This window comes from Bradyrhizobium sp. MI1.4 (assembly GCF_055811315.1).
Genome location: NZ_JBVVPP010000018.1, coordinates 71298 through 93408, shown reverse-complemented (window position 1 = coordinate 93408; position 22111 = coordinate 71298). Strand labels below are relative to the sequence as shown.

The 22111-nt window shown below is 58.7% G+C and carries 10 protein-coding genes and 1 pseudogene; 5 read left to right on the top strand and 6 right to left on the bottom strand.

What is annotated here, in order from left to right:
* Positions 1-716: 716 nt before the first annotated feature.
* The 3 genes from AC0L23_RS21195 (at position 717) to AC0L23_RS21185 (ending at position 4818) form a co-directional block, all read left to right on the top strand.
* Positions 717-1553, top strand: coding sequence for an SDR family NAD(P)-dependent oxidoreductase (locus AC0L23_RS21195; protein ID WP_473357413.1), 837 nt, complete (start codon positions 717-719; stop codon positions 1551-1553).
* A gap of 247 nt (positions 1554-1800) precedes the next feature.
* Positions 1801-3555 carry a nif-specific transcriptional activator NifA gene (nifA, locus tag AC0L23_RS21190; protein ID WP_473357412.1) on the top strand — a complete coding sequence of 585 codons (1755 nt, stop codon included), beginning with the start codon at positions 1801-1803 and terminating at the stop codon, positions 3553-3555.
* 405 nt (positions 3556-3960) lie between these two features.
* Positions 3961-4818 carry an electron transfer flavoprotein subunit beta/FixA family protein gene (locus AC0L23_RS21185; RefSeq protein WP_473357411.1) on the top strand — a complete coding sequence of 286 codons (858 nt, stop codon included), beginning with the start codon at positions 3961-3963 and terminating at the stop codon, positions 4816-4818.
* Between the two features lie 620 nt (positions 4819-5438).
* Here the strand turns inward: AC0L23_RS21185 and tcuC are convergent.
* The 5 genes from tcuC to AC0L23_RS21160 form a co-directional block, all read right to left on the bottom strand.
* A complete protein-coding gene (gene tcuC, locus AC0L23_RS21180; RefSeq protein ID WP_473357410.1) occupies positions 5439-6755 on the bottom strand; it encodes a tricarballylate/proton symporter TcuC in 1317 nt (438 codons plus the stop codon).
* A gap of 747 nt (positions 6756-7502) precedes the next feature.
* On the bottom strand, positions 7503-9329 hold the full coding sequence (gene glmS, locus AC0L23_RS21175) for a glutamine--fructose-6-phosphate transaminase (isomerizing) (RefSeq protein ID WP_473357409.1): 1827 nt from the start codon (positions 9327-9329) through the stop codon (positions 7503-7505).
* A gap of 209 nt (positions 9330-9538) precedes the next feature.
* Positions 9539-10531 carry a GDP-L-fucose synthase gene (gene fcl / locus AC0L23_RS21170; RefSeq protein ID WP_473357408.1) on the bottom strand — a complete coding sequence of 331 codons (993 nt, stop codon included), beginning with the start codon at positions 10529-10531 and terminating at the stop codon, positions 9539-9541.
* Entirely contained in the window at positions 10503-11588 is a 1086-nt protein-coding gene (gmd, locus tag AC0L23_RS21165) for a GDP-mannose 4,6-dehydratase (RefSeq protein WP_473357407.1), read from the bottom strand. Before gmd ends, fcl begins: the two co-directional genes overlap by 29 nt.
* Before the next feature lie 3181 nt (positions 11589-14769).
* Positions 14770-16632, bottom strand: coding sequence for a hypothetical protein (locus AC0L23_RS21160; RefSeq protein WP_473357406.1), 1863 nt, complete (start codon positions 16630-16632; stop codon positions 14770-14772).
* Positions 16633-18201: 1569 nt separating this feature from the next.
* Between AC0L23_RS21160 and AC0L23_RS21155 the strand changes: the two genes are divergently transcribed.
* Together AC0L23_RS21155 and AC0L23_RS21150 are read left to right on the top strand one after the other, a co-directional pair.
* Positions 18202-18621, top strand: a complete 420-nt coding sequence (locus AC0L23_RS21155; RefSeq protein ID WP_473357405.1) for a DUF7694 domain-containing protein — start codon at positions 18202-18204, stop codon at positions 18619-18621.
* 511 nt (positions 18622-19132) lie between these two features.
* Positions 19133-19659: pseudogene (locus AC0L23_RS21150) on the top strand (biotin synthase BioB); the annotation flags it as partial.
* A 645-nt stretch (positions 19660-20304) separates the two neighbouring features.
* Here AC0L23_RS21150 and nolL read toward each other — a convergent pair.
* On the bottom strand, positions 20305-21426 hold the full coding sequence (nolL, locus tag AC0L23_RS21145; RefSeq protein ID WP_473357404.1) for a nodulation factor fucose acetyltransferase NolL: 1122 nt from the start codon (positions 21424-21426) through the stop codon (positions 20305-20307).
* Between the last annotated feature and the right edge of the window lie 685 nt (positions 21427-22111).

Genomic DNA, 22111 nt, shown 5'->3' with positions numbered 1-22111 from the left:
CGATCCGGGATGCAATGCGGCTGGTACGGCGAACGTCTGGCGAAGCGTCGGCCAATGCCGGCGAGCCTCGGGGCCTTGTCCCGCAGTGCGTCGGCCAGCCACGTGTAAGTCGACTGGCGCGGAAAAGATGATCGTCCTGTCATCACCGGGCCCTAACCGCCATCGCTGGCCGGGCGGTGAATCGGATGGCGATGGTGGTCCGGGCCGCTGAGGAAATCTGACGTAGCAGACGGTCACGTCAGAATGTCCCAGCAGCAAGGACGCGCGTCAGCGTAGACGTATCGCCGTTTCTGCGTTAATCCTTTCGCGGTCAGCTCGTCTTCTGGACGACGGCCTTGTTCATGCGCTGGTTGCGAAATACTTTCGACCGCAGCTGATCAACGGCACGAGCCCCAGCCCATAGATGTCGAACCAGAGCCGCATCTGCGGCGGCGCGTCCAACCGAGGAATTTGAACGAACTGGCCATCGATCCTGATCTCCGCACAAGGCAGCTAAACTATCTCCGCCAGCTCGAATGAGCCACAGACCACGCCTGGAGTGCGACGCGGTCAACGCGCCCGGGCGCTTGACGCGGCGTTGCTGTTGTCGAAAAGCAAACAGGCCAGATGTTCAGAACCTGCCATTTGTCGCAAAAGTGCGCCCCGTATGCCCTGCGTCGCTTTGGCCCGGATCCTGCACCAGGTGCACAGCCGATGGGAGCGGAAGGGAGCCGCGTGTGAATCTAGATCTACCAGATGACAAAGCGGTCGTACCTCAATCGTCGGAAACGGACCCTTGCGGTCCAATTCACGCCGATCGAGCGGGCCGCCCGCTGCGTGAGCGAAAGACGCTGGTATTGACCGGGGCATCGCGCGGTATCGGTCGCGCCACCGGAAAATTGTTTTCGAAAGCCGGTTGGCGCATCATTTCTTGCGCGCGCCAACCATTGGACGCGGCGCGTCGTCCATCAGACTCAGAGGGCGACAGCTTTATCGAAGTCGACCTGGGCGATCATCGGATGCTGCCGCGCGTGATTGCCGAGATCAAGGAGCGCCTAGCTGGCGCACCGTTGCACGGACTGGTAAACAATGCCGGAAACTCACCAAAAGCTGCAAACGGTACCAGGCTGACATCGCTGGCGACCTCAGTCGACACCTGGATGAGCGTGTTCCACCTCAATCTGGTGGCACCGATCCTACTCGCTCAAGGCCTGTTCGACGAATTAAAAAGGGCGTCAGGCTCGATCGTCAACGTGACCTCGATCGCCGGCTCGCGGGTGCATCCATTTGCAGGCTCGGCATATGCGACTTCGAAAGCTGCGCTCGCTTGTCTCACGCGCGAAATGGCGCACGATTACGCCGCACATGGCATTCGCGTCAATGCGATCGCGCCCGGCGAAATCAAGACGGACATTTTGTCGCCTGACACGGAAGCGCATCTTGTGCCAAAGATCCCACTCCGCCGAGTGGGTACACCCGAAGAGGTCGCCAAGGTCATTTTCTTCCTATGTTCCGATGCGGCAAGTTATGTCACCGGCGCCGAAGTGCCGATCAATGGCGGGCAACACTTATAGTACAATCCGCCCCTAAGGAGCCCCGGCTGTTCTGAGCTTCATCGCTGGAAGTCATGTTGGTTGGGGTGAATCCGCGCAGCGAGTTGGAAAGAAAAAAGCGGCAAACCTAGTCACTCTAAGTGCTGCCGACGTGCCATGAAGAGGGGTAATCTCTCGTCCCGCCCTGAGAACTAGATGTCAGATCGGCATGCAACACGAATCCAACAAGTCCGATGGGGAGGATCGAGAAAGGAACGGAGAAGTCGTCATGCTAGACAGCATTTCCCTGCGCGACAAGCCAAACTCAACCTCCGACGCGGACGCTTCCGCTTGTATTGTGCGGTCGCAAGAGAAATCGCTAAGCACGATTGTTGAAATAGCGCACACGCTCACTGGCCTATGTCGGCTCGAGGCTAAGCTGGCGAGCGTCATCGAGCGCTTGGGATCGCTCGTGCGGATGCGGCGCGGCATCGTATGTCTGTTCGAGCATGACGGCGGGCCGGAGATCATCGTAGAGGACGGCAGGAGCGAAGACCGCGATGCGCGCTGCCGGGTGCGCTTGCCGCAAGGAGCAATCGATCAAATCGTCGCGTCGGGGCAGCCGCTCATCGTGGAGAATGTAGCGCTGCATTCGGCCTTCAGTTCTTCGGAGGTCGATATACTAAATGCCGGCGGTCATACGCGTGTTGCGTTCATCGGCGTTCCCATAGACGTTGACGGCAAAGTTGTGGGTACGCTGAGTATCGACCGCATCGCGGACAATGGGACGCGTGCGCAGCTCGAGGACGACCTCGGCCTTCTGACGATGGTCGCCAGCCTGCTGGGCCAGACGACCAAGCTGCATTGCTCGTTTGTGCGCGATCGCGGGCGCCTTATGGACGAGGAGTTCCGGCTGCAGAAGCAACTCTCCGAGCTCAAGCCTCAAGGGCGGGACCGTAAGAAGGTCCAAGTCGAGGGAATTATCGGCGACAGCCCGGCGCTGCGCGCGCTACTTGACAAGATCGAGGTGATCTCAAAATCGAATAGCACGGTTTTGTTGCGTGGCGAATCGGGTACCGGCAAAGAGCTGGTCGCGAAGGCTATTCACGAGTGTTCAGCGCGCGCCAAACGCCCCTTTATCAAGCTGAATTGCGCAGCCCTCACAGAGACGGTGCTGGAATCCGAATTGTTCGGACACGAGAAGGGGGCGTTTACGGGCGCATTCAACGCGCGCAAGGGGCGCTTCGAGATCGCCGACAAGGGAACGTTGTTTCTGGATGAGATTGGAGAGATCTCGGGCTCGTTCCAGGCGAAGCTCCTGCGCGTGCTTCAGGAGCAGGAATTCGAGCGGGTGGGCGGCAATCAGACGATCAAAGTCGACGTCCGCGTGATTGCGGCCACGAACAAGAATCTTGAAGAGGCGGTGGCCAGGAACGAGTTTCGTGCCGATCTCTATTACCGCATCAGCGTGGTTCCTCTGCTATTGCCGCCGCTGCGCGAAAGACGCACTGATATTCCGCTTCTCGCCGCTCGTTTTTTGAAGAACTTCAACAATGAGAACGGCCGTGCCCTGGTATTTGATTCAAGTGCGATTGAGGTCCTCATGAATTGCGGATTTCCCGGCAACGTCCGTGAGCTCGAAAACTGCGTGCAGCGGACCGCGACGCTAGCGCTAGGATCGTCGATCGTAAGAGATGACTTTGCGTGCTGCCACGGGCAATGCCTGTCGGCCTTGCTATGGAAGTGTGGACCGGCGGAAATGGCGCGACAGCCGAGCCCGACAATCGCACCGCGCGCGAGGCTGAGCACGCCGGCAACGGAAGCCGCGACACCCGTTCAGCCGGTGAGCAGCGAGCTGACACCGCTAGGGCCGCCTGGGCGCCCCGTGGTGGGGGCCGCGAAAGTCACCGATCGCGAGCGCGTGATCGCAGCCATGGAAAGATCCGGGTGGGTACAGGCGAAGGCGGCGCGCCTGCTTGGACTGACCCCGCGCCAGATTGGCTATGCCTTGCGAAGACACGGCATCGAGATCAAACGCTTCTGAACAAAGCGTCGGGCTCGCTCCTCTCTCTCGCTCGGCCGACTGAGATAGGAAAGCGTGGAAAGGGGCGGTCGCCAGCTCGGATGCATGACGAGGATACTAGCCTCATGCCTTCCCTCGCCGGCGAAGCGTAGGGCGTCTTCGCATCGGCCAGCCTCGTCATCTTCTGTTCGCGGCGTGCTCGTCCTGAAAATGGCTTGGCGTCGAACCGGCGCGTGATCACTGCGGTTCCGTTGCTGCCCGTGACTCAGATCAGCTTGAGATGACGCCCGTGCGCAAACTGTCGCAGTTGCGACAACCAGCTCGACGTCAGGCGTCATTCATCGCATTGCTTTCTAGTTGCCGGAATGCCCGGGGTGGTATGACATTTGCTGCCTCGGCAGTCGGCTCGGCATTTAGGAGAAGTACATGCACAGCATCGTCTGCATCAAACAGGTCCCCGACTCCGCGCAAATCCGCGTGCACCCCGTTACGAATACGATTATGCGCCAGGGTGTGCCTACAATCATCAACCCATATGATCTCTTTGCACTGGAAGCTGCGCTCGAGCTAAGAGATCAATTCGGCGGCGAAATCACCGTCCTGACAATGGGGCCACCGTCGGCCGAAGAATCTCTCCGAAAGGCACTAACATTTGGTGCCGATCGCGCTGTCCTGCTCACCGACCGTAGCTTCGCGGGCTCCGATACGCTGGCGACGAGTTACGCGTTGGCCTGCGCGATTCGCAACATCGAGAGGGAATATGGCCCACCGGACGTCATATTCACTGGCAAGCAGACGATCGACGGCGATACGGCGCAGGTGGGACCTGGCATTGCAAGGCGGCTCGGAGTCCAGCAGCTTACTTATGTTTCCACAATCAAAGCGTTAGACTTCAAGCTACGCACCATCGAGGCCGAACGACGCTGCGAAGGAGGCGTCCAGGTGTTGCGTTCCAAGCTGCCGTGTCTCGTCAGCATGTTAGAGGCAACAAATCAAATTCGTCGCGGCGCAATGACAGATGCTTTGCGTGCCGCCCGTACCGCAATCGTAAAATGGAGCGCCCAAAGCGCCGGCGTGGATGACATGACCAATTGCGGTCTGAGGGGTTCGCCGACCGTCGTCAAACGTGTTTTCGCGCCCTCCGCGCGAGCGGAGAAAGCGACGTGGGTGGAGGCGGCCGAGCAGCCGGCGCAAGCATTGATCGACGCTATGTTCAAGCGCAACCCTATGCTCGAAACGGAGCTCGCACAGCTCGCCTCATCTGCGCAAGCTCGCGGTGCGTGAAGTCACGGCTGATCGAGCGCAGCGAGCAACAGCCTGGGTCTGGTTACGCATTGGCCCATCGCTCGTTGTACAGGCACGACCAAACTTCTGGACCACTCCCCGCCAGATGCGACAAGAAGGTGAGCCTTCAACCTGCGTATCCGAGCGCCGAGAGGTCTGTATCGGACCAGGATACAAGACGGCCCGCTACGCTAACGTTTGTCGCTACCTGCGAGACGACCAGTCCGCTGGGGAATTCACGCAGCCCGACGATGTGCGCGTTCGAGTTTTGTGGCGGCCGCACAGAATATCAGAGCGTGGAGCTCGCGCGAGGGATCCCAGTCCTCGCGCGAAATCCGCCGTGTTTCACGCGACTGCAAGTGCGGGCAGCGCACCGTCCGACCACAGGACGGAATCGAGGTTGGCTGATAAGCTCAGCCTTTCCCGGTCAACATCACCGCCAGCTCGTCCCTATACTGCCCCAGATCACATAGGAAGAACGGCGATCGGCAGAACGGCCGCGCACCATCGTGAAAATCACCGCAGGGATAGTCGCGCACCAACTTCAGTTCAGCCTTGGGCCCCCAACGTCCCGCGGGCGCGCGTGCTAACGCGTGGTAAATTGCGCGCTTACCGCCGGGTTAGGCCGCTCGGGTCGCAACGGCTTTCGCAACTCTCTTGGTGTTTCCTGGATAAATCGTGAGCGCGGCGATAATGCCGAGCAAAGCCGCAAACATCAACCAGAAACCGGGCGACGCCTTGTCATCTGTCCGGTCGATCAGCCAAGTCGATGCAAGCGGCGTAAACGTGCCAAACAGAGCCGCGGCGAGTGCGAACGCCAAGGAAAAGCAAGTTGTGCGAATGTGCTTCGGCGCGATCTCGACCAGAGCGCCCAACATGGCGCCGCTATAGGTGCCAAAGTAAAACGAGAACATCATCTCCACGATCAGCATCTTGCCAAAGCTTGGGTCCGTTACAAGCCAAGACAACGCTGGATATGCAGTCACCAAGGCAAGGCCGGCAATGGTCAGCAGGACCGGTTTCCGGCCGATTCTGTCGGAAATCGCGCCGCCAATTGGGTTCCACATGAAGTTCGTCACCGCGACCAAAAGCGTCACCAAGAGCGTGTTCTGGGAGGACAACTGCAATACGTGCCTGCCGAACGTAGGCGTGTACACCGTCACGAAATAGAAAGTCGTGGTCGTCAGCATCGCGATCATCATGCCGAGAATGACGATGCGCCAGTTCGCAAGTGTGGAGGCAAAGACCTCGCGGGCCGTTGGGTGGTTCTTCATGACCAGAAACTCCGGAGTTTCCTCCAGCGTCCGGCGCAGGAAGAAGATAAGCGGTACGATCAAACAGCCAAGGAAGAAGGGGATCCGCCAGCCCCAAGCAGCAACCATTTCGGCCGGCAGTGCTTCGCTCAAAAAATATCCGATAAGAGCCGCGACAAAGATCGCAACCTGCTGGCTCGAGGACTGGAACGATGTGTAAAAGCCGCGGTTGCCCGGAGTGGCAATCTCGGAGAGGTAGACGGAAACGCCGCCAACCTCAACGCCGGCAGAAAAGCCCTGCAACAGCCGTCCGAACAGCACAATCGCGGGTGCGGCAATGCCGATTGTCCCATAGCCGGGACAAAAGGCGATGATGACGGTGCCAATAGCCATGATCGAAAGCGTGATGATCAGGCCTTGCCGACGGCCAATCTGGTCAATATAGGCTCCAAGCACGATGGCACCAACAGGTCGCATCAAGGCACCCAACCAGAACACACCGAAGGTGTTAAGCAGTGAAGCGGTTTCGCTTCCTGATGGAAAGAACGCGTTTCCGATGGCACTGGCGTAGAATCCGAACAAGAAGAAGTCGAACTGCTCGAGGAAGTTGCCGCTCGTGGCACGTAAGATGGCGCCAATGCGCGATTTGGCATTTGAGGCGTGCGCAATGGGCGCTGGTGACATGGCGAGTTTCCTCTCGATTTTGAAATGGCCGCTTCCGGAGAAAATCTCACCGCAGCCGCGTGCAGTTTCATGGCCGCGAATCGGCCATCAGGGCACTATCGACCAAACCGTAAGCGCCTGACGTTTCCGGCATATTTTCGGCAATTGCCGCAACCCTCACAATTTTCGCTCGTTATTCCGCTCGCGCAGCAGGAGTGGCTCTCAAGCTACTGAACCCTCGGGCAATTCTCGGCGCCAAGGTCGGCGACAAGGTTGTTGTCGGTGGCATGGCCGAAGTTCTCATCAAGCGTACCGATATGCAGTGAAAGGGAAAGGACGAGATCGGTGGCATACGAGCCGCAGCGAGGAGCTCCGTGAGATGTCGTGCTAGAACAGCTCGCGAGCCTGCGATTGGGGCCGAACTGCGCTATTATCTCACCCGATCTCCAGCGATGTCGATATGCTCAAAGTTAACCGGAGGTTCGCCGGAAAGGATTTTGTGAGCGCGCTGGCGATCAAGCGGGGCGCCGATGGCCATGCTTGGAAAGAGCCACGTTGTCCTTCGAGCGAAGGCGCGCCTCGTACTTCGAGAGGCGCTCCGGTTCGTATGTGGTCCAAACCCGGCGTCTCCGTAAACAGGACCAAGAACAGGCACAAGCCTCGCGGTGGCATCGGGGCCTGGAGCTGGGCGGCACATCGTGATTCAATCTGACCGCGGCTTGCGCATTCGGAATCTGACCACGACAACCCAGGCCGCATCACTTTGCCTTATTCGACGGTTACCGATTTCGCGAGATTTCGGGGTTGGTCGACGTCCGTGCCCATGAGGATGGCCGTGTGGTAGGCTAGGAGCTGCACCGGAATCGCATAGACAATCGAGGTGAATGTCGCACCCATGTCCGGCAGCACAATCGTCGCGAGTGATTCCATGGATACTTCTGCGGCTCCCCTGGCGTCCGTTATCAAGATAATCTTGCCGCCGCGTGCAGCGACCTCCTGCATGTTCGAGATGGTCTTTTCGAACACCCGGTCGGAAGGAGCGATGACGATCACGGGAACGCTCTCGTCGACCAAGGCGATCGGGCCGTGCTTGAGCTCCCCGGCCGCATAGCCCTCGGCGTGAATATAGGATATCTCCTTCAGCTTCAGTGCCCCTTCCATGGCCAGTGGAAACGACGTGCCGCGACCAAGATATAGCACGTCACGCGATTTGGTGATGTCGCGTGCGAGCTTCTCGATCTGCGGCTCGTTGGCCAGCGCCGCTGAAACGAGCCGAGGAATTTCGATCAGCTCGCGTACCAGATCGATGCTGTCGCCCTCCGACAATTCACCGCGCGCATTGCCCGCGGCGACCGCAAGCGCCGCCAGGACGACGAGCTGGCATGTGAACGCCTTGGTCGAGGCAACGCCGATTTCGGGCCCCGCGAATGTCGGCAACACTGTCCCGCTTTCGCGCGCAATGGTCGAACTCAGTACGTTCACGATCGAGAGGGTATGCAGACCTTGCGATTTGGCGTAGCGGAGCGCGGCCAGCGTATCGGCGGTCTCGCCGGACTGCGAGATGAAGATAGCAAGATCTCCTTGGCGCATCGGTGCCTCACGATACCGAAATTCGGAGGCGACATCGAGTTCGACCGGAATACGAGCCAGCCGCTCGAACCAGTATTTGGCGATGTGGCCGGCGTAGCCGGCCGTACCGCAAGCCGTGACCGAGATATGTCCGATCTCATTGAAGTCGAACGGAAGCTCCTGCAGCAGTGCCACGCTCTCGCTGGCAATATCGACGTAATGCGCCAGCGTCTGCCCGATCACCTCTGGCTGTTCGTGGATTTCCTTCGCCATGAAGTGGCGGTAGTGTGCTTTGCCGACGAGAACCGACGATGCCCCAGAGGTCACCGCCTCCCGGCGGACGACTGTGCCTTGTGCATCGTAGACCACGCTGAAGTTGCGGTTGAGCACAGCCCAATCGCCATCCTCAAGGTAGGTAACCAAGCCGGTAAGGGGAGCGAGCGCGATAGCATCCGATCCGAGATACATTTCGCCTTCGCCATGCCCGATCGCGAGTGGTGAGCCCTTGCGCGCACCGATCATGAGGTCGTGTCGGCCCTTGAACAGAATTGCAAGCGCAAACGCGCCCACTAGCCGCGGCAGGGACGCTTTTACTGCCTCCTGCGGCGAGCTGCCATTCTTCAGATAAGACTCGATGAGATGCGCCACCACCTCCGTGTCCGTTTCAGAGGCGAAACAGGCGCCATGTTGTTTCAGCTCCGCGCGCAGCTCCCGGAAATTCTCAATTATGCCGTTATGGACGACTGCAACATTGTCCGTTGCATGCGGATGAGCGTTGTGTTCGGTTGGCTTGCCATGAGTAGCCCAGCGCGTGTGCCCAATCCCGACATGGCCTGAAAGCGGATGGCAGCGAACACGTGTTTCAAGGTTTTTCAGCTTTCCCTCGGCGCGTCGAAGCTCGATATGATTTCCTTTGAGCGTTCCGATGCCAGCTGAGTCGTAGCCGCGATATTCCAGTCGTTTAAGTGAATCGATGAGGCGATCCGCGACCGGACCGCGCCCCAAGATGCCTACAATTCCGCACATGGCAACCAGTTTACCTCAACTTCAAAACAGAGCGTCTCGCAAGACGCGCCTGACCAATTCGCTCGCTATTTATCGACCGGTGTAGTCGTGCCGGCCTTCCATCGCGCACGCGTCACTCGGCGTGCGCGAGCTCAAAGCAACACCGGAAGCCCAATCGAAGTCGCCAGACGATCTGAAGCAACTTTCTGGGAATCGGACAATGAGCGCCGTCAGCAATTAACAGCTGCATGATTCTCTCCTTTGTCCGATTTGGCCGATACCGCTAAGAAGTCCTGGTAGGTCTGCCGCATTCCATCTGTAAGCCATGTCCTCGCGCGCCAGCCGAGCTTTGCGAGGCGGCTGACGTCGAGCAGCTTGCGCGGCGTGCCGTCGGGGCGCGAGGTGTCGAAAGCGATCTCGCCGCTGTAGCCGACGATCTCTGCGACGACGCGCGCGAACTTGGCGATGGTGATGTCCTCGCCGGTGCCGATGTTGATCAGCTCTGCTCCCGAATAGGCCTTCATCAGGTACACGCAGGCGTCTGCCATGTCGTCGACATAGAGGAATTCGCGCCGTGGCGTGCCGGTGCCCCACACGGCAACGCTCTTGGCACCCGCGACCTTCGCCTCGTGGAAGCGCCGGATCAGCGCCGCGACGACATGGCTCAGTTCGGGATGATAATTGTCGCCGGGGCCGTAGAGATTGGTCGGCATCACGCTGATGAAGTCGCTGCCGAACTGGCGGCGATAGGCCTCCACCATCTTGATGCCGGCGATCTTGGCGATCGCATAAGGCTCGTTGGTCGGCTCCAGCGGACCTGATAGGACCGTGTCCTCGCGCAAGGGCTGCGGCGCCAGCTTCGGATAGATGCAGGAGGAGCCCAAAAACATCAGCTTCTCGGCGCCATTGAGATACGCAGCATGGATCACGTTCGCCGCGATCGCGATGTTGTCATAGATGAATTCGGCACGCAGCGTGTCGTTGGCGACAATGCCGCCGACCTTGGCGGCAGCAACGAAGATCACCTCTGGCCGCGTCTTGGCGAACCAGTCGAACACGGCGGCCTGATTGCAGAGATCGACCTCGCGCCGGTCCACCGTGACGAGATTCACGTCCTCCCGCCCCAGCCGGCGCACCAGCGCACTGCCAACCATGCCGCGGTGGCCGGCGACGTAGACGCTTCTGCCCTTCAGCTCAAATGGTGCGTTTGCCACTGGCCACATCCCGTTTGGCATCCGCCAGGTCGCTTGCCATCATTTCCGCGACGAGTTGGGCAAACGTCCGCTTGGGCGTCCAGCCGAGTACCTTGCGCGCCTTGCTGGCATCGCCGACCAGGAGATCGACCTCGGTGGGGCGGAAATAGGTGCGATCGATCCGGAGTACGGTGTTGCCGCTCTTGGTATCGACGCCGGTCTCGTCGATGCCCTTGCCGCGCCATTCGATACGGCGGCCGACTTCGGCAAAGGCAAGCTCGACCATCTCTCGCACCGAGCGCATCTCACCGGTGGCGAGCACGAAATCGTCCGGCTTGTCGGCCTGGAGGATCTTGTGCATGCCTTCGACATAATCCTTGGCATGACCCCAGTCCCGCTTGGCCTCGAGATTACCAAGATAGAGCGTCTGCTCCAGCCCGAGCTCGATGCGGGCGACGCCGCGGGTGATCTTGCGGGTGACGAAAGTCTCGCCGCGGATTGGGCTCTCATGATTAAACAGGATGCCGTTGCTGGCGAACATGCCGTAGGCTTCGCGGTAGTTCACCGTGATCCAGTAGCCGTAGAGCTTGGCCACGCCGTAAGGCGAGCGCGGATAGAACGGCGTGGTCTCCTTCTGTGGGACCTCCTGCACGAGGCCATAGAGCTCGGACGTCGAGGCCTGGTAGAACCGCGTCTCGTTCTCCATCCCGAGGATGCGGATCGCTTCCAACAGGCGCAACACGCCGATCGCGTCGGCATTGGCGGTGTATTCCGGGCTCTCGAAACTGACGGCGACGTGGCTCTGGGCGGCGAGATTGTAGATCTCGGTCGGCCTTATCTGCTGCACGAGACGGATCAGGTTGGTCGAATCCGTCATGTCGCCGTAATGCATCAGGAACGGCACATTGCCGAGATGCGGGTCCTGGTAGAGATGATCGATCCGTGCGGTGTTGAACGAGGACGAGCGCCGTTTTATGCCGTGCACGATGTAGCCGAGCGACAACAGGTATTCAGCAAGATAGGCGCCGTCCTGGCCGGTCACGCCGGTGATTACAGCGACCCGCCGTTTGCTCTCTTGGTTTAACAAATGATTCCTCTGCGCAGGCTAATGTCGTTCCCCGATCGACGACGTCAATCGCGTCTGGCTCTTCGAAATGCGGAAGCGTCACGCTCTCGAACTGCCGAAGTGTGGACCTCTACAGGTATTGCGTCGATTGCTCAACTGTACGGAGGTAAACCCTCCACCTCGAAAGAGTTTTGAAGGACTATACGAAAGTTTGTAGTCCGGCAGAGTTCGTTCGGCCTTCGTCAGGCGCTTCTCTATTGCTGGAGTGCGCTCAATGAGTTGCGGCGCAGTCAAAAGGTAAGCAGACCGTTCGGCCGAGAAGCGTTCTGCAGTCTCTCCATGCTCAGCTCGCTCGTCGAGCCAGGGAGTTTCCCTCATTTCTTGTCCTTGCCTAGAAGTTCTCTAGTATTGCTGTTCATCCAGTGCAACTGCGAGCAAGCCCGGCAAACAAAGCCTTCAAAGTTGTTCTCTGTCGCGCAGTCCTTATCATCGATCAATTTCCGGACGATCGTGTTAGTGATCGGACAAGCATAGGTGAAGGCGCGCATGTTGCAGCCCCACGGCAGAAACACGCGGGATGAGCTGATCGTGGAGGGAGCCGACTCGGGCTGTTTAAGCACGCGCCGCCTGCTCGAATGCGCCAAAAGGGGCGTGAGCTTAGAGGCGCGCCATCGAAATGGATCGCTGGCTTATCGGGTTTGAACGCCGCGTAGCGCTCAATCAAGGTGCCGAGATCAATCTTCGATCGCTCGCGTGTCTAAACTTCCACATCATTTCCGTTCCAAGGCGATCACATGAGGGTTCCAATGCTCGTTCGTCGGGTGTTGAGGGGCTCGTTGCCTGCATCGGCGTTCGGCCCTGGGGCAATCGTCAGGGCCTGCATCTCGAGCAGGCCCAGCTCGCGGAGCTAGCGGCAGCTCTCTTGCTGCCGCAATCAGCCGCTACCCATGCCGCGCGCTCGTCCCGGACTACTCGTTGTCATCTAGTCTGCTTTTCATTCAAGGACGGGCGCGTCCGTCCGACCATGGCATGACGTGCATTCGGACATGGTGATAAGCGCACCATGATGAGGGCTTTTGGCGCAGTCCCGTCACAATTGGTTCCCCGCACATATACGCTCTTCCAGGATCGCCATTCTTGAAGCCAACAATTGCCCGACATTGGCCCTCACAATGGTCGACGAGCAACACCGTGTTGGATCCATCGGGTCTTCTCACATCACCGCTCCAGGATAGCGCATCAGTCTCGCGGCGGCTCGTTGGCACTTGGCGCTCGCAACCGTATTTCGAAGTCTCCGATGCTGGATTGGTCCTTCTTACAACTGGGCAATCGTGACCTCATGCGACCTGGCGATTTGCGTAGACAGAACAGGAACAGCGTCCTTCGTACTCAGCGCGATTCCTCAGCCGCTTTGGCAGAACACGTCTCATCACACGCGATCGGCTTGCTCCGCTTTTGTCCACAGGAATTCTAGGGCGACTGAAGATTGGAGCCACCTAGCAGGGGCACTCTACAATCTGACGCTACGTACGATTCAATCCCCTGCGGGGGTTATCGCGCGAATATCTCACGCCAGGAGCCAGCCACGACGGGCGGAGGGCGGGAGGCGCTGCGCCGAAGCGGCTGGCTTTCGCTATTCGTCCTCTGCGGAATTGCGCAACCAGGGTCTGCTCAAGTGTGCCGGCATAGCCACGCCGCGGCGGTGAGGCTGCTGGTCGTGACAACGAGCGATCACGCGTGTCAATGAAGTTCTTGTAAGGTCCATGGAATAGGAGCGCGCTCGCCGGCCGAATCAAGCGTCCATGGCGAGGATGCTCTGTGGCATCTGTGCGAATTGGCGCCTCGTCTATCCGGCCGAGCTCTCCCGCTACACTGTCTGGATGGGGCTGTTTCCCGGGATTTCTCGGGGCTGGCGCCGCTGGGCAGAATGGGAAACGAGATCCATCGGCAGCGCTTATTCTGGTCAATGAGTGCAATTCCCGTCAAGGCACTGAGCAGTGACTTTGCCGTTCCAGACAAACTTTGGACGATGGACCTCGAAAGGCGTCGTCAGGTGCAGGCCGCGTCAGGTCAACGATCATTGCGGGTTCGATCCATGTGGGGGCCGTCATGCGTTGGAAGACGGCGCCCAAGCGGTGCTCAGCCCTGGTCCCGTTCAGAGCATCGCGGTTTAGGTCCGGATTGGTGCGTTTGCTACAATCGTGGCTGGTCTCCAACAGTTGCTATGGGCGCGTGCAACTCCAGAGCGGCCAGGGAAAAGGCGGAAAGTCTGCCAGCAAGCAAACGGCTGTTGGAACGAGCGGCGCAGCCCATGCTCTCTGATCGCCGGGCAGGGCCTCGTAGGCGGCGCCGATCGGCGCTCCTCCCCATTCATCTTGAGGCGCGAGCGACTGTTAGGCCGGCATTCTCCAGTGCATCCAAGATCCTATCAGCAACCACCCGGGGATCGCGCTGGTCCTCTATGCTCACGCTACAGGCCAAGGTAGCTGCCATGATCGCGTGAGCCGTTTTGCGCTGGAGGCTGTCGTACTCGGCATACTCGCCGCAAGTGTTGCAGGTGATCACTGGTCGGCCGGCCCAGGGGTCGTGCATTGCGATCTCGCACCAGTTATCTCCGTGACATTTCTGGCAGAGCATAATTAGAGAGTTCCCTGAGCTCGCGCTACATGGTCGTCAGTTGAACGACTGCTTGGCATCCAAAGCTGCAGAAGCCACTGCACTCTGGAGGCGCTGTTGCCGTCCCGAAAAACACGATGGACGCGGGCTCGGGAGCAATCCGCCCGAAAGGGCTGCGGCGTGAGCGAACACTTGATGCATCTCTGCCGAGAGCGGCGGCGATGACGCCGCCTCCGTGCTCTTCTGGAAACGCGGTTGAACGCAGAGCGCCGAGCATCTGCAGAGATCTGCCGCTACCATTCGACATAGTGCCGCCCGTCAAAACCTCGCTACTCACTACGCGTGGATCATTGGCTCGATGGCTGAAAGTACGACCAGAAATCCGCCTCGCTGAACGAGGTTGCGAGCCCATCTCGTCGCCTATCACGATCACCTCGCGCCTAAAAGTGTGGTGCCGTTGGTCGCGTCGCTTGCTCGCGTGATCCTGCATTGAGTTATCGTCCTTTGGAGCAGCGCAGCCCTTCGTGCCTTACGAGCGGTGTACAGCCGTGTTCCGTTTGCTTCAAAACGCCGCATGTGATGGTGTTCATCGTCGGTCACCTAGCGCTGTCCAATTGCCGATAGCCGCAGCGGCTCGATGACAGATCGCCACTTCGGGCCACTTGGCTAACCCATTCGCCAAGTATGCGAACTCTTGCTCGGTGAAACGCGCAGTCCCGGTGAGGCGGCGCAGGACCTCCTGGGAGATCACGACTGCGACTTCGCGAGAGGTGACCTCTTTCGGCCAGTGACTGAACGCACGCATGAGCTGAGCAAGCTCCTGCTCGCTAAAATCACAAACCTGGAAAGTGCGGCGAAGAATCTCCTCCGCGATGGCTACCGTCGCATGGCGAGAGACCTCCTCTTGTCGCCATTTGCTGAAGCCGTTGGCGAGGATCGCCAGTGCTCGACGCGTAAAATGAGAAAGCCGGTCGGAACGGCAGGCCCGAGAAAGGACCTCTTGCGCGATCGCAGTCTTAGCTTCGCGCAGCGGAACTTCCGTTGGCCATTTGCTGAAGCCGTTCAACAGAATAGCCAGTCCTTGCTGCGTAAAATCACAGAGCTGACCGGCCCGTCGGGCACGGTAAACGACCTCCCGGGCGAGCGCAGCCGTCGCGTCGCGAAGAGACAGCTGTTGTGGCCACTTGCTGAACCCATTTACGAGGTTCGCCAGTGCCTGTTCAGTAATGCAGGAGACGCCGTCGGCGCGGTCACAGCGGGCGAGCACTTCACCGGCAATTTCAATTGTGGCTTGGCGGCAGCTCGGGTCCTGCCGCCATTTGCTGAAACCGTTTACCAGCATCCCGAGTTCCTGGTAACGAAAATAAGAGAGGCGCTCGGCACCGCGAGCGTGACGGATGACTTGATCCGCGATCGCGACGCTCGCCGCGAGACAGGCAACCTCCGCCGTCCATTTGCTGAAGCCGTTTACCAGACTCGCCAACTCATGGTGATCGACGGAAAGCCCGCGACGAACGAGTTCTCCTGCAATCTTGGCGGTGGCTTGCCGAGGCGCGAGCTCGCCCGGCCACCTGCTGAATCCGTTTACGAGCTTAGCCAGACGCTGCTGACTGAAATCGGAGAGCTGATCGGAGCGGCGGAGAAGTTCGTTGCTGATCGCGATCGCTGCATTGCGACAACTGGAATCTCCCGGCCGCTTGCTAAAGACGCTGATCAGATTCGCCAGCTGTTCCTGGGTAAAATCGGAGAGTCGATCGCTTCGGCGCACAAGCTCATCTGCGATGATCACAACTGCCGTGTGAAAGCGTTCCTCTCCTAGCCATTTTCCGACGCCGTTCACGAGCATTGATAGATGCCGCGGGGTGAGCGCTGAGAAGCGATCATCCGAACGCGTCCGGCAAGAAATCTCAGTTGCGATCCTGAGAGCGGCTTCACGAACCGCCGGTTGATCCGGCCACTTGCTAAAGCCGCTTATCAGCAATGATAGGTGCTGGCCGGTTAGTTCCTGGAGGGGCTCGCTCTTGTCGCGGCAAACTTCAGCAATTCTGATCATGCCATCGCGGCAGTCGGAAGACCCAGGATGGCGGCCAAATGAACACGCAAAGAGCGAAAGTGATGTGAAGTCGACTTGTTCCATCAGTGCGTTATTAAGGCGGGAGAGCTGAGCCGCCAGAGCTTTGGAAAGATCGGTACCTGCCTGACCGCCAGACTGCCGGCTGAGCGCATCACATATTGTGGCGTATTTCGATGCTAGCTTGAGGCGGATGTCTTCCTCAAATCGTGGAACAAATACGATCTTGAACGCAGTCGCGGCCTTTCGCAGGAAGCGTGCGCGATTTGATCTCGTGAGCTGCTTGGAATCGTCGAATAGTGAACCTGAGAATGCGCGCACGTCCTGACAACGGCAAGCGTCGCCGATCGTTGCGAGAAGCTCATCGAGTGTGGCCATCGTTCGATTTGGTGGCTCTGAGTGTTCCGCGCGAACGTGCTGCTCCAAGGGGAGGCGGTCGAGTGAGACTGCTTGTCCAGGGCGCGTCATCTGTCGACCCTTCCCCGACCAGGATCTCGAACTGAAATCGGATCGCGACATTGCTCACGCAAGCTGACTGGAGTTCGACAGGTAGTGCTGGTGCCCTCACACCGTATATGTCTGCGGCACAGGCCACGTGCGTCCCGTCTGTAAGTCGTCGCTCCCAAGCCATCGGCAGGCGATCGTGGACGCTCGCCCGCAAAAAGACCTTACAATCTGACGCTGCGTCCGATTCAAGCCATTTATGTCGAGATCCGCGCATTTCGCGCAGAATTCTGCGTCAGCGGCCGGTGAAGCCAAATCTCGTCCATCATGCTTCGTTCGCGTGGCCTTTCCAATCGGCCTTCTCAACCGAGGGATTTCAGTAAAGCTTACTCGCCGCGCTTACGTCTCTTGCCAGCGGCTTGTCGCATGTCGGACATTAACAAAGCGAGTGGCAGCGCTGATGGCGAATGAGGTGCTTTTGCGAAAGCCAGCCTACGGGATCTTACGTAGGGGCCGTGTCGCATTTTCTTGATCTAAACATTGCATCCTCTTTTGCATGAAGCAGAAAAATCTATTCTCAGACGCCAAACATTGGCGAGGCCGTGCGGAAGCGACCCGACTAAAAGCGGAGTCGATCGAGGACGATACATCTAGATGCAGGCTCCTCAAGGTCGCTGAGGAATATGACAAGCTGGCTCGCCTCGCGGAGGGGCGGCAAAGAAGCGAGCTTGACGGGCAGTTCTGATCGCTACCGGAGCGAACTGTGACTGGCGGCCAGCGAAGTCTCTCCGTGCTGGAGCTCGAGGCCCTCTAGGGCTGAACTGCGAAACTTCGTCACGCGTTCCCTGGCCGACCATTGTGACCGGCCACATAGATGACGCATTGACGGTGTCTCAGGCGGTAAGCCGGCTAACCGCTCGACATGAAAAGGACTGAGATGAAAGCCCACCGTCAGATCGTCGCAAGAGCAAAGCCTCTCGTTGACGAGCTGGCGATACATTGGCGTCGCTTTGCATTCTGAAGCCGATGACGTTTGTTTGGTGCCAAACTAGCCGGTTCGCCGGATCATGCCGCGCCAAATGGCCCCCGCCGCCATTGTTGCTCTGAGGCATTTCAGTCGGTTCTGGCATCAAGCACGGTTAGCCAACGCCATACCTTGCGGACTTGTTTAGGCGAAGGGGCGGCAGCAGCTCCTGCAGGCCCGGCTTGCCGCGACAACCATCGTAGATGTCTGTGCCGATTGTCTGCATGAGGCAAGTTCGCAACGAAGGCACGAATGACTAGAAAATCCAAGGAAAGATCAGATGTCGAAAGTTAAACTGCAGGAGAAACTCTCCGCTGGACGATCCGGACAAAGCCGATGTTCGTCTTCCAACTAAGTTCGGTGCAGATGGTCCGCAGTAGTTGGGATTGCCCATGCCGGCGCGGCGGCCGGTCGATGTATGAGTCGGACAACACGAGTGGTGCCGGATCCGACCCTATCGGTCAAAAGAGGGAGGAGGTGTGAGGAAGCAAATTGTAGAAAGGCTCGAAGCGGGACGCGTGCGCGATGGCCGGTTCGCCACCGCACCCGGATCTGGTCCTTCCGGTCTCTTCTTCGTGCAGGGGCCTTGTGGCTGCCAGCTCAAGATCATCGGCTTCGTTCGTCCGGGATGGGAGCATGTCTCTGTGTCGACGCCACGGCGATCTCCAAATTGGGAGGAGATGTGTCTCGCCAAAGATCTGTTTTGGCATCAGGAGGAATGCGTAATGCAGCTGCATCCTCCTCAGTCACAGTATGTGAACAACAGTCGCTATTGCCTGCATCTCTGGAGGCCGACCCGTCAGGTCATTCCGATGCCTCCGACAGCCTTCGTGGGCATCGTCGGGCTGGGGCCGTCTGAAGCGGCAATTCTGTTTGCGCAGATGAGTGCCATGTCTTAACGGATCCGGCCGCATCGATGCCAAGTCGAGCGGCGGCACGTAATCGAGAGCGCAGTGGCGCTGGAGCCTAGGCGGCCACAGGCCCGCCAAGGGCCCGCGGGCACCACTCTGCGCACCAAAGGCCGCTGCGCTTCTCAAAGCGGCAAGGCACGCCGCAGAATCGGCTCGTCTATTGTGCGCAATATGACGCGCATAACAACGCCAGCGAGGAATCGGCCAGGTGACGAATTAGAGCGGATCGGTCGATCCGGTACACATTGCGGGCGGCCAAATCCTGCATCAGTAAAGGACCTACGGGGCGCAACTACGTACGCATCGGCTAGTGACCTGGGTGAGGCGCGTCGGGCAGCGTTGTTGCGCGTGCCTCGATGCTGCGATCAAATCCTGGAAGGCGGGCCGGCTATTAGCCTGATATGCGCGCGATGGCCCGCGCAACTCGGCGATATTTCTCCTTCAATACCGGGCAAGAGTGTAGTTTCCGGAGCTGCGCGTGTGGGTGTTGTTTGTATCCACTGGACTGAAGGCGGCTCGCTTGATGGATCGGTCTGACGTGGTCGCCGCCGAGCAACGGGCCAAGGCCGCCGGGGCGACCCGCTTCTGCGTGGCCGCGGCCTGGCGCAATCCAAAGGACCGCGACCTCGATCAGGTCTGCGATATGATTGCCGCCGTTAAAGATTTTGGCATGGAGACGTGCGTAATGTCGGCATGCTCACGCCAAAGCACGCCGCACGGCTCGCCGACGCCGGCCTCGATTTCTACAATCACAACGTGGACACCTCGCCTGAGTTCTACCGCAGCATCATCACGACCCGGACCTTGCAAGAGCGAATCGAGACTCTTACGCCCCTGCGCCAGGCGGGCATCAAAATCTGCTGCGGCGGAATTATTGGCATCGGTCCGGTGAGGTTCACGGCGGAGCGTCCCGATCCGATTGCACTGGTGCGCCTGATGGCGACCGCGCGGATCATGATGCCCAACAGCGTCATACGGTTGGCCGCCGGGCGTCAGTACAATCTCGCATCCATTCGCGCAGCATGCGCTTCACAAGAGATGACCAAGGTTGTGCGTAGCAACGGTGCTTATCTCCACACTGCGGATGATCATCGAATCATAGATGCAGTCGCATCCTGGTGGGGTCGTCACTCAGACGCATTGCTGCGCTCGCAACCATGCAAGAGCAGGCAATTGAACCATTCCGCGGCGATCCGCGCTTTGCAAACGTTCGCCGTAGCGGCGCCGTCACAGTGCACTCGATCTGAAGACGAAGGATACCGGCCATTCGCAGGCGTCGGCCCGAAGCTTCACGCCTTCTTTAAAGTGCGCAATCTCTTGCTGCAGTAATACGATCTATGTGATGCCGCCATATGGTGTAACACCAGGAGACCTGCACGAAATATATGCGGGCGTCTATGACGCTGCCGATGCGCTGGCCTGAAGACGCGCGCGGCTCCGCAAGACTAGGGAGTCTGGGTTGTCGTCAGCTTCCGGAACGAAGTTGAGAGTGCCTTGCCATAAGGTGCCGAAATGGACGATGGTTACTCGCATGTTACGTTACTCTATGCCGACCGGCTCGGCCGGTGGACGCCGCCGCCGCCCGATCGGGCTTCGAACGCTATTCCGGCGGCAGCACAAGGCGATGCCATCGCAACATCCTGCCGTACTCGGACGATCAAATGCATACAGCTAGTTCATTGCGGGTTTGGCTCGCGGGAGACCTGACCGCGGTGGCATTCCAAGGACGAGCTGAGACAGATATGGAACGCCGCGAACAGTCGAGCGGACCACTCGCGCGATCGCAACAATTGCCGCCCCGAGCAGACCCGCGATGATCAACCGGGTCGTGAGATCCCAAAGTTCTCCGAGCTGTATGAAATCCATTAGACGGAACACGGTACCCTGGACAAGGTAGAGCAGCAGCGTGGTCTGGCCCAACTCCATAGCTATAAAGCGGGCGATTCGGGTTGAGTGGCTAAAGCGCCAGCATTGCAGCAAGAGTTCGATGGCGATTGCTGAGGCAGCTGCAGCGCCAACAAACATCAGAAGCACGTCTTTGGCCGACCGAAAATCGTGAATCAGTCCAAGATTATTGTAGACATAAGTGTCCTTGCCCCAGGCTAGAAAACATACGCAAGTCAAGACCGAGAGAAATAAAATCAAGAGCGGCTTGTGAGATCGCGATGTAGTCGTCCATCGTTCGTTCGATTGAGCAAACAAGAATCCCAAGCAGAAGAACGGGTAAGTGAACCTGATCAAGGGTGATATGGAGAACGTCAGAGGAACGAGTGCAATCAGTATCGCTGAGCCGGATATGACCAACGATCGGTGCCTCAGCCTGGTGAGTATCTTGATGAGAAGGTAAGAAACAAACGTGGCCCAGATGAACCAGTATGTGCCAGCAAGATCGTCTACAAATTCCAAAAGTCCGGTAGTTAGGCTGGTCGCGCGCCACAATGCCGCTGACTTAGCCGTCTCCATGAGCGCCCACCAAAACAGCATGGGCAGTAAGAGCTGCGTCGCACGGGCGATGGCGGCCTGAGTGAACGACTTCTGCAGCAACGATCGAGAAGAAAGATAGCCGCTTATCGCCATAAAGAGTGGCATGTGAAACATATAGATTGCTTTGTAGTACGGCGAATACCAAAAGCCGCCGTCTCGATAGATGACATACTGGATCAGGTGCCCAACGATTACCAAGACAATGAGCGCACCTTTCGCGAAATCTAAGCTCAGATCTCGATCGCTTGCCCCGGTCGTGCGCGAGCTCGGGGCCATTATTCCAGTCACGCGTTGCAATCTATCAAACATCTAGATATCTGTTGTTGATGAGCCGGCGGCCCGTTGTCCGCTTCTTCTGCCTCATTTTTGGTTCAGACGAAAGGTGATGGTGGGAGTTTTTGGAAGGGCAACAAGCTCAACTGGTTAGGCCTTGAGGAACTAGCCGTGGGCCGAGCGTCTCTGTACGCCTCAGCAAACTGTGCGGCAGAGAGCCGATATTTGGTTTGAGATGCTGGGCTAGCAGTGCGGGCACGGCATGCTAGTTGCAGACGCGGCTCTGGGAGGAAGACTGTCGCACTCAGTCTCCCACTCAGCCCGACGCATCTCGGACCCGGCAGATGCGTCGGGCTTCTTCGGTTCGCCCAGCATAGTGACATTTGGTCCCGTCGACGCCGGGGTGATCAAGCTAACGGGGCGTCTGATAGCTGAACTCGATCACGCCAACTTGGGGCTATGGCATCGGGCTGCGGGGCACGGATATCGGTGCTCCGAGTTGTGGAGCAAAAGCCGAGGACCAACGCTTTTTGAATTGAGCTGCTCGTCCGGCTTCGTGCAACTCATGCCTGAACCGCGCTTGCCGTGACGACTTTTGTCGTAAAGCCGCCGCCGCAGTGATTGCTGCCGCATTTATGGTGTAAACGGCTCGGCTGGATCGCAGCTGCGGAATGTCTACGGTCCTGACAAAGTCCGCACCCGTGTGATGGACACGTGCTCA

Coding starts and splice junctions, on each gene's coding strand:
- nifA (WP_473357412.1), top strand. CDS start 1,801: ATGCTAGACAGCATTTCCCTGCGCGACAAGCCAAACTCAACCTCCGAC.
- AC0L23_RS21185 (WP_473357411.1), top strand. CDS start 3,961: ATGCACAGCATCGTCTGCATCAAACAGGTCCCCGACTCCGCGCAAATC.
- tcuC (WP_473357410.1), bottom strand. CDS start 6,755: ATGTCACCAGCGCCCATTGCGCACGCCTCAAATGCCAAATCGCGCATT.
- glmS (WP_473357409.1), bottom strand. CDS start 9,329: ATGTGCGGAATTGTAGGCATCTTGGGGCGCGGTCCGGTCGCGGATCGC.
- fcl (WP_473357408.1), bottom strand. CDS start 10,531: ATGTGGCCAGTGGCAAACGCACCATTTGAGCTGAAGGGCAGAAGCGTC.
- AC0L23_RS21160 (WP_473357406.1), bottom strand. CDS start 16,632: ATGGCCACACTCGATGAGCTTCTCGCAACGATCGGCGACGCTTGCCGT.
- nolL (WP_473357404.1), bottom strand. CDS start 21,426: ATGTTTGATAGATTGCAACGCGTGACTGGAATAATGGCCCCGAGCTCG.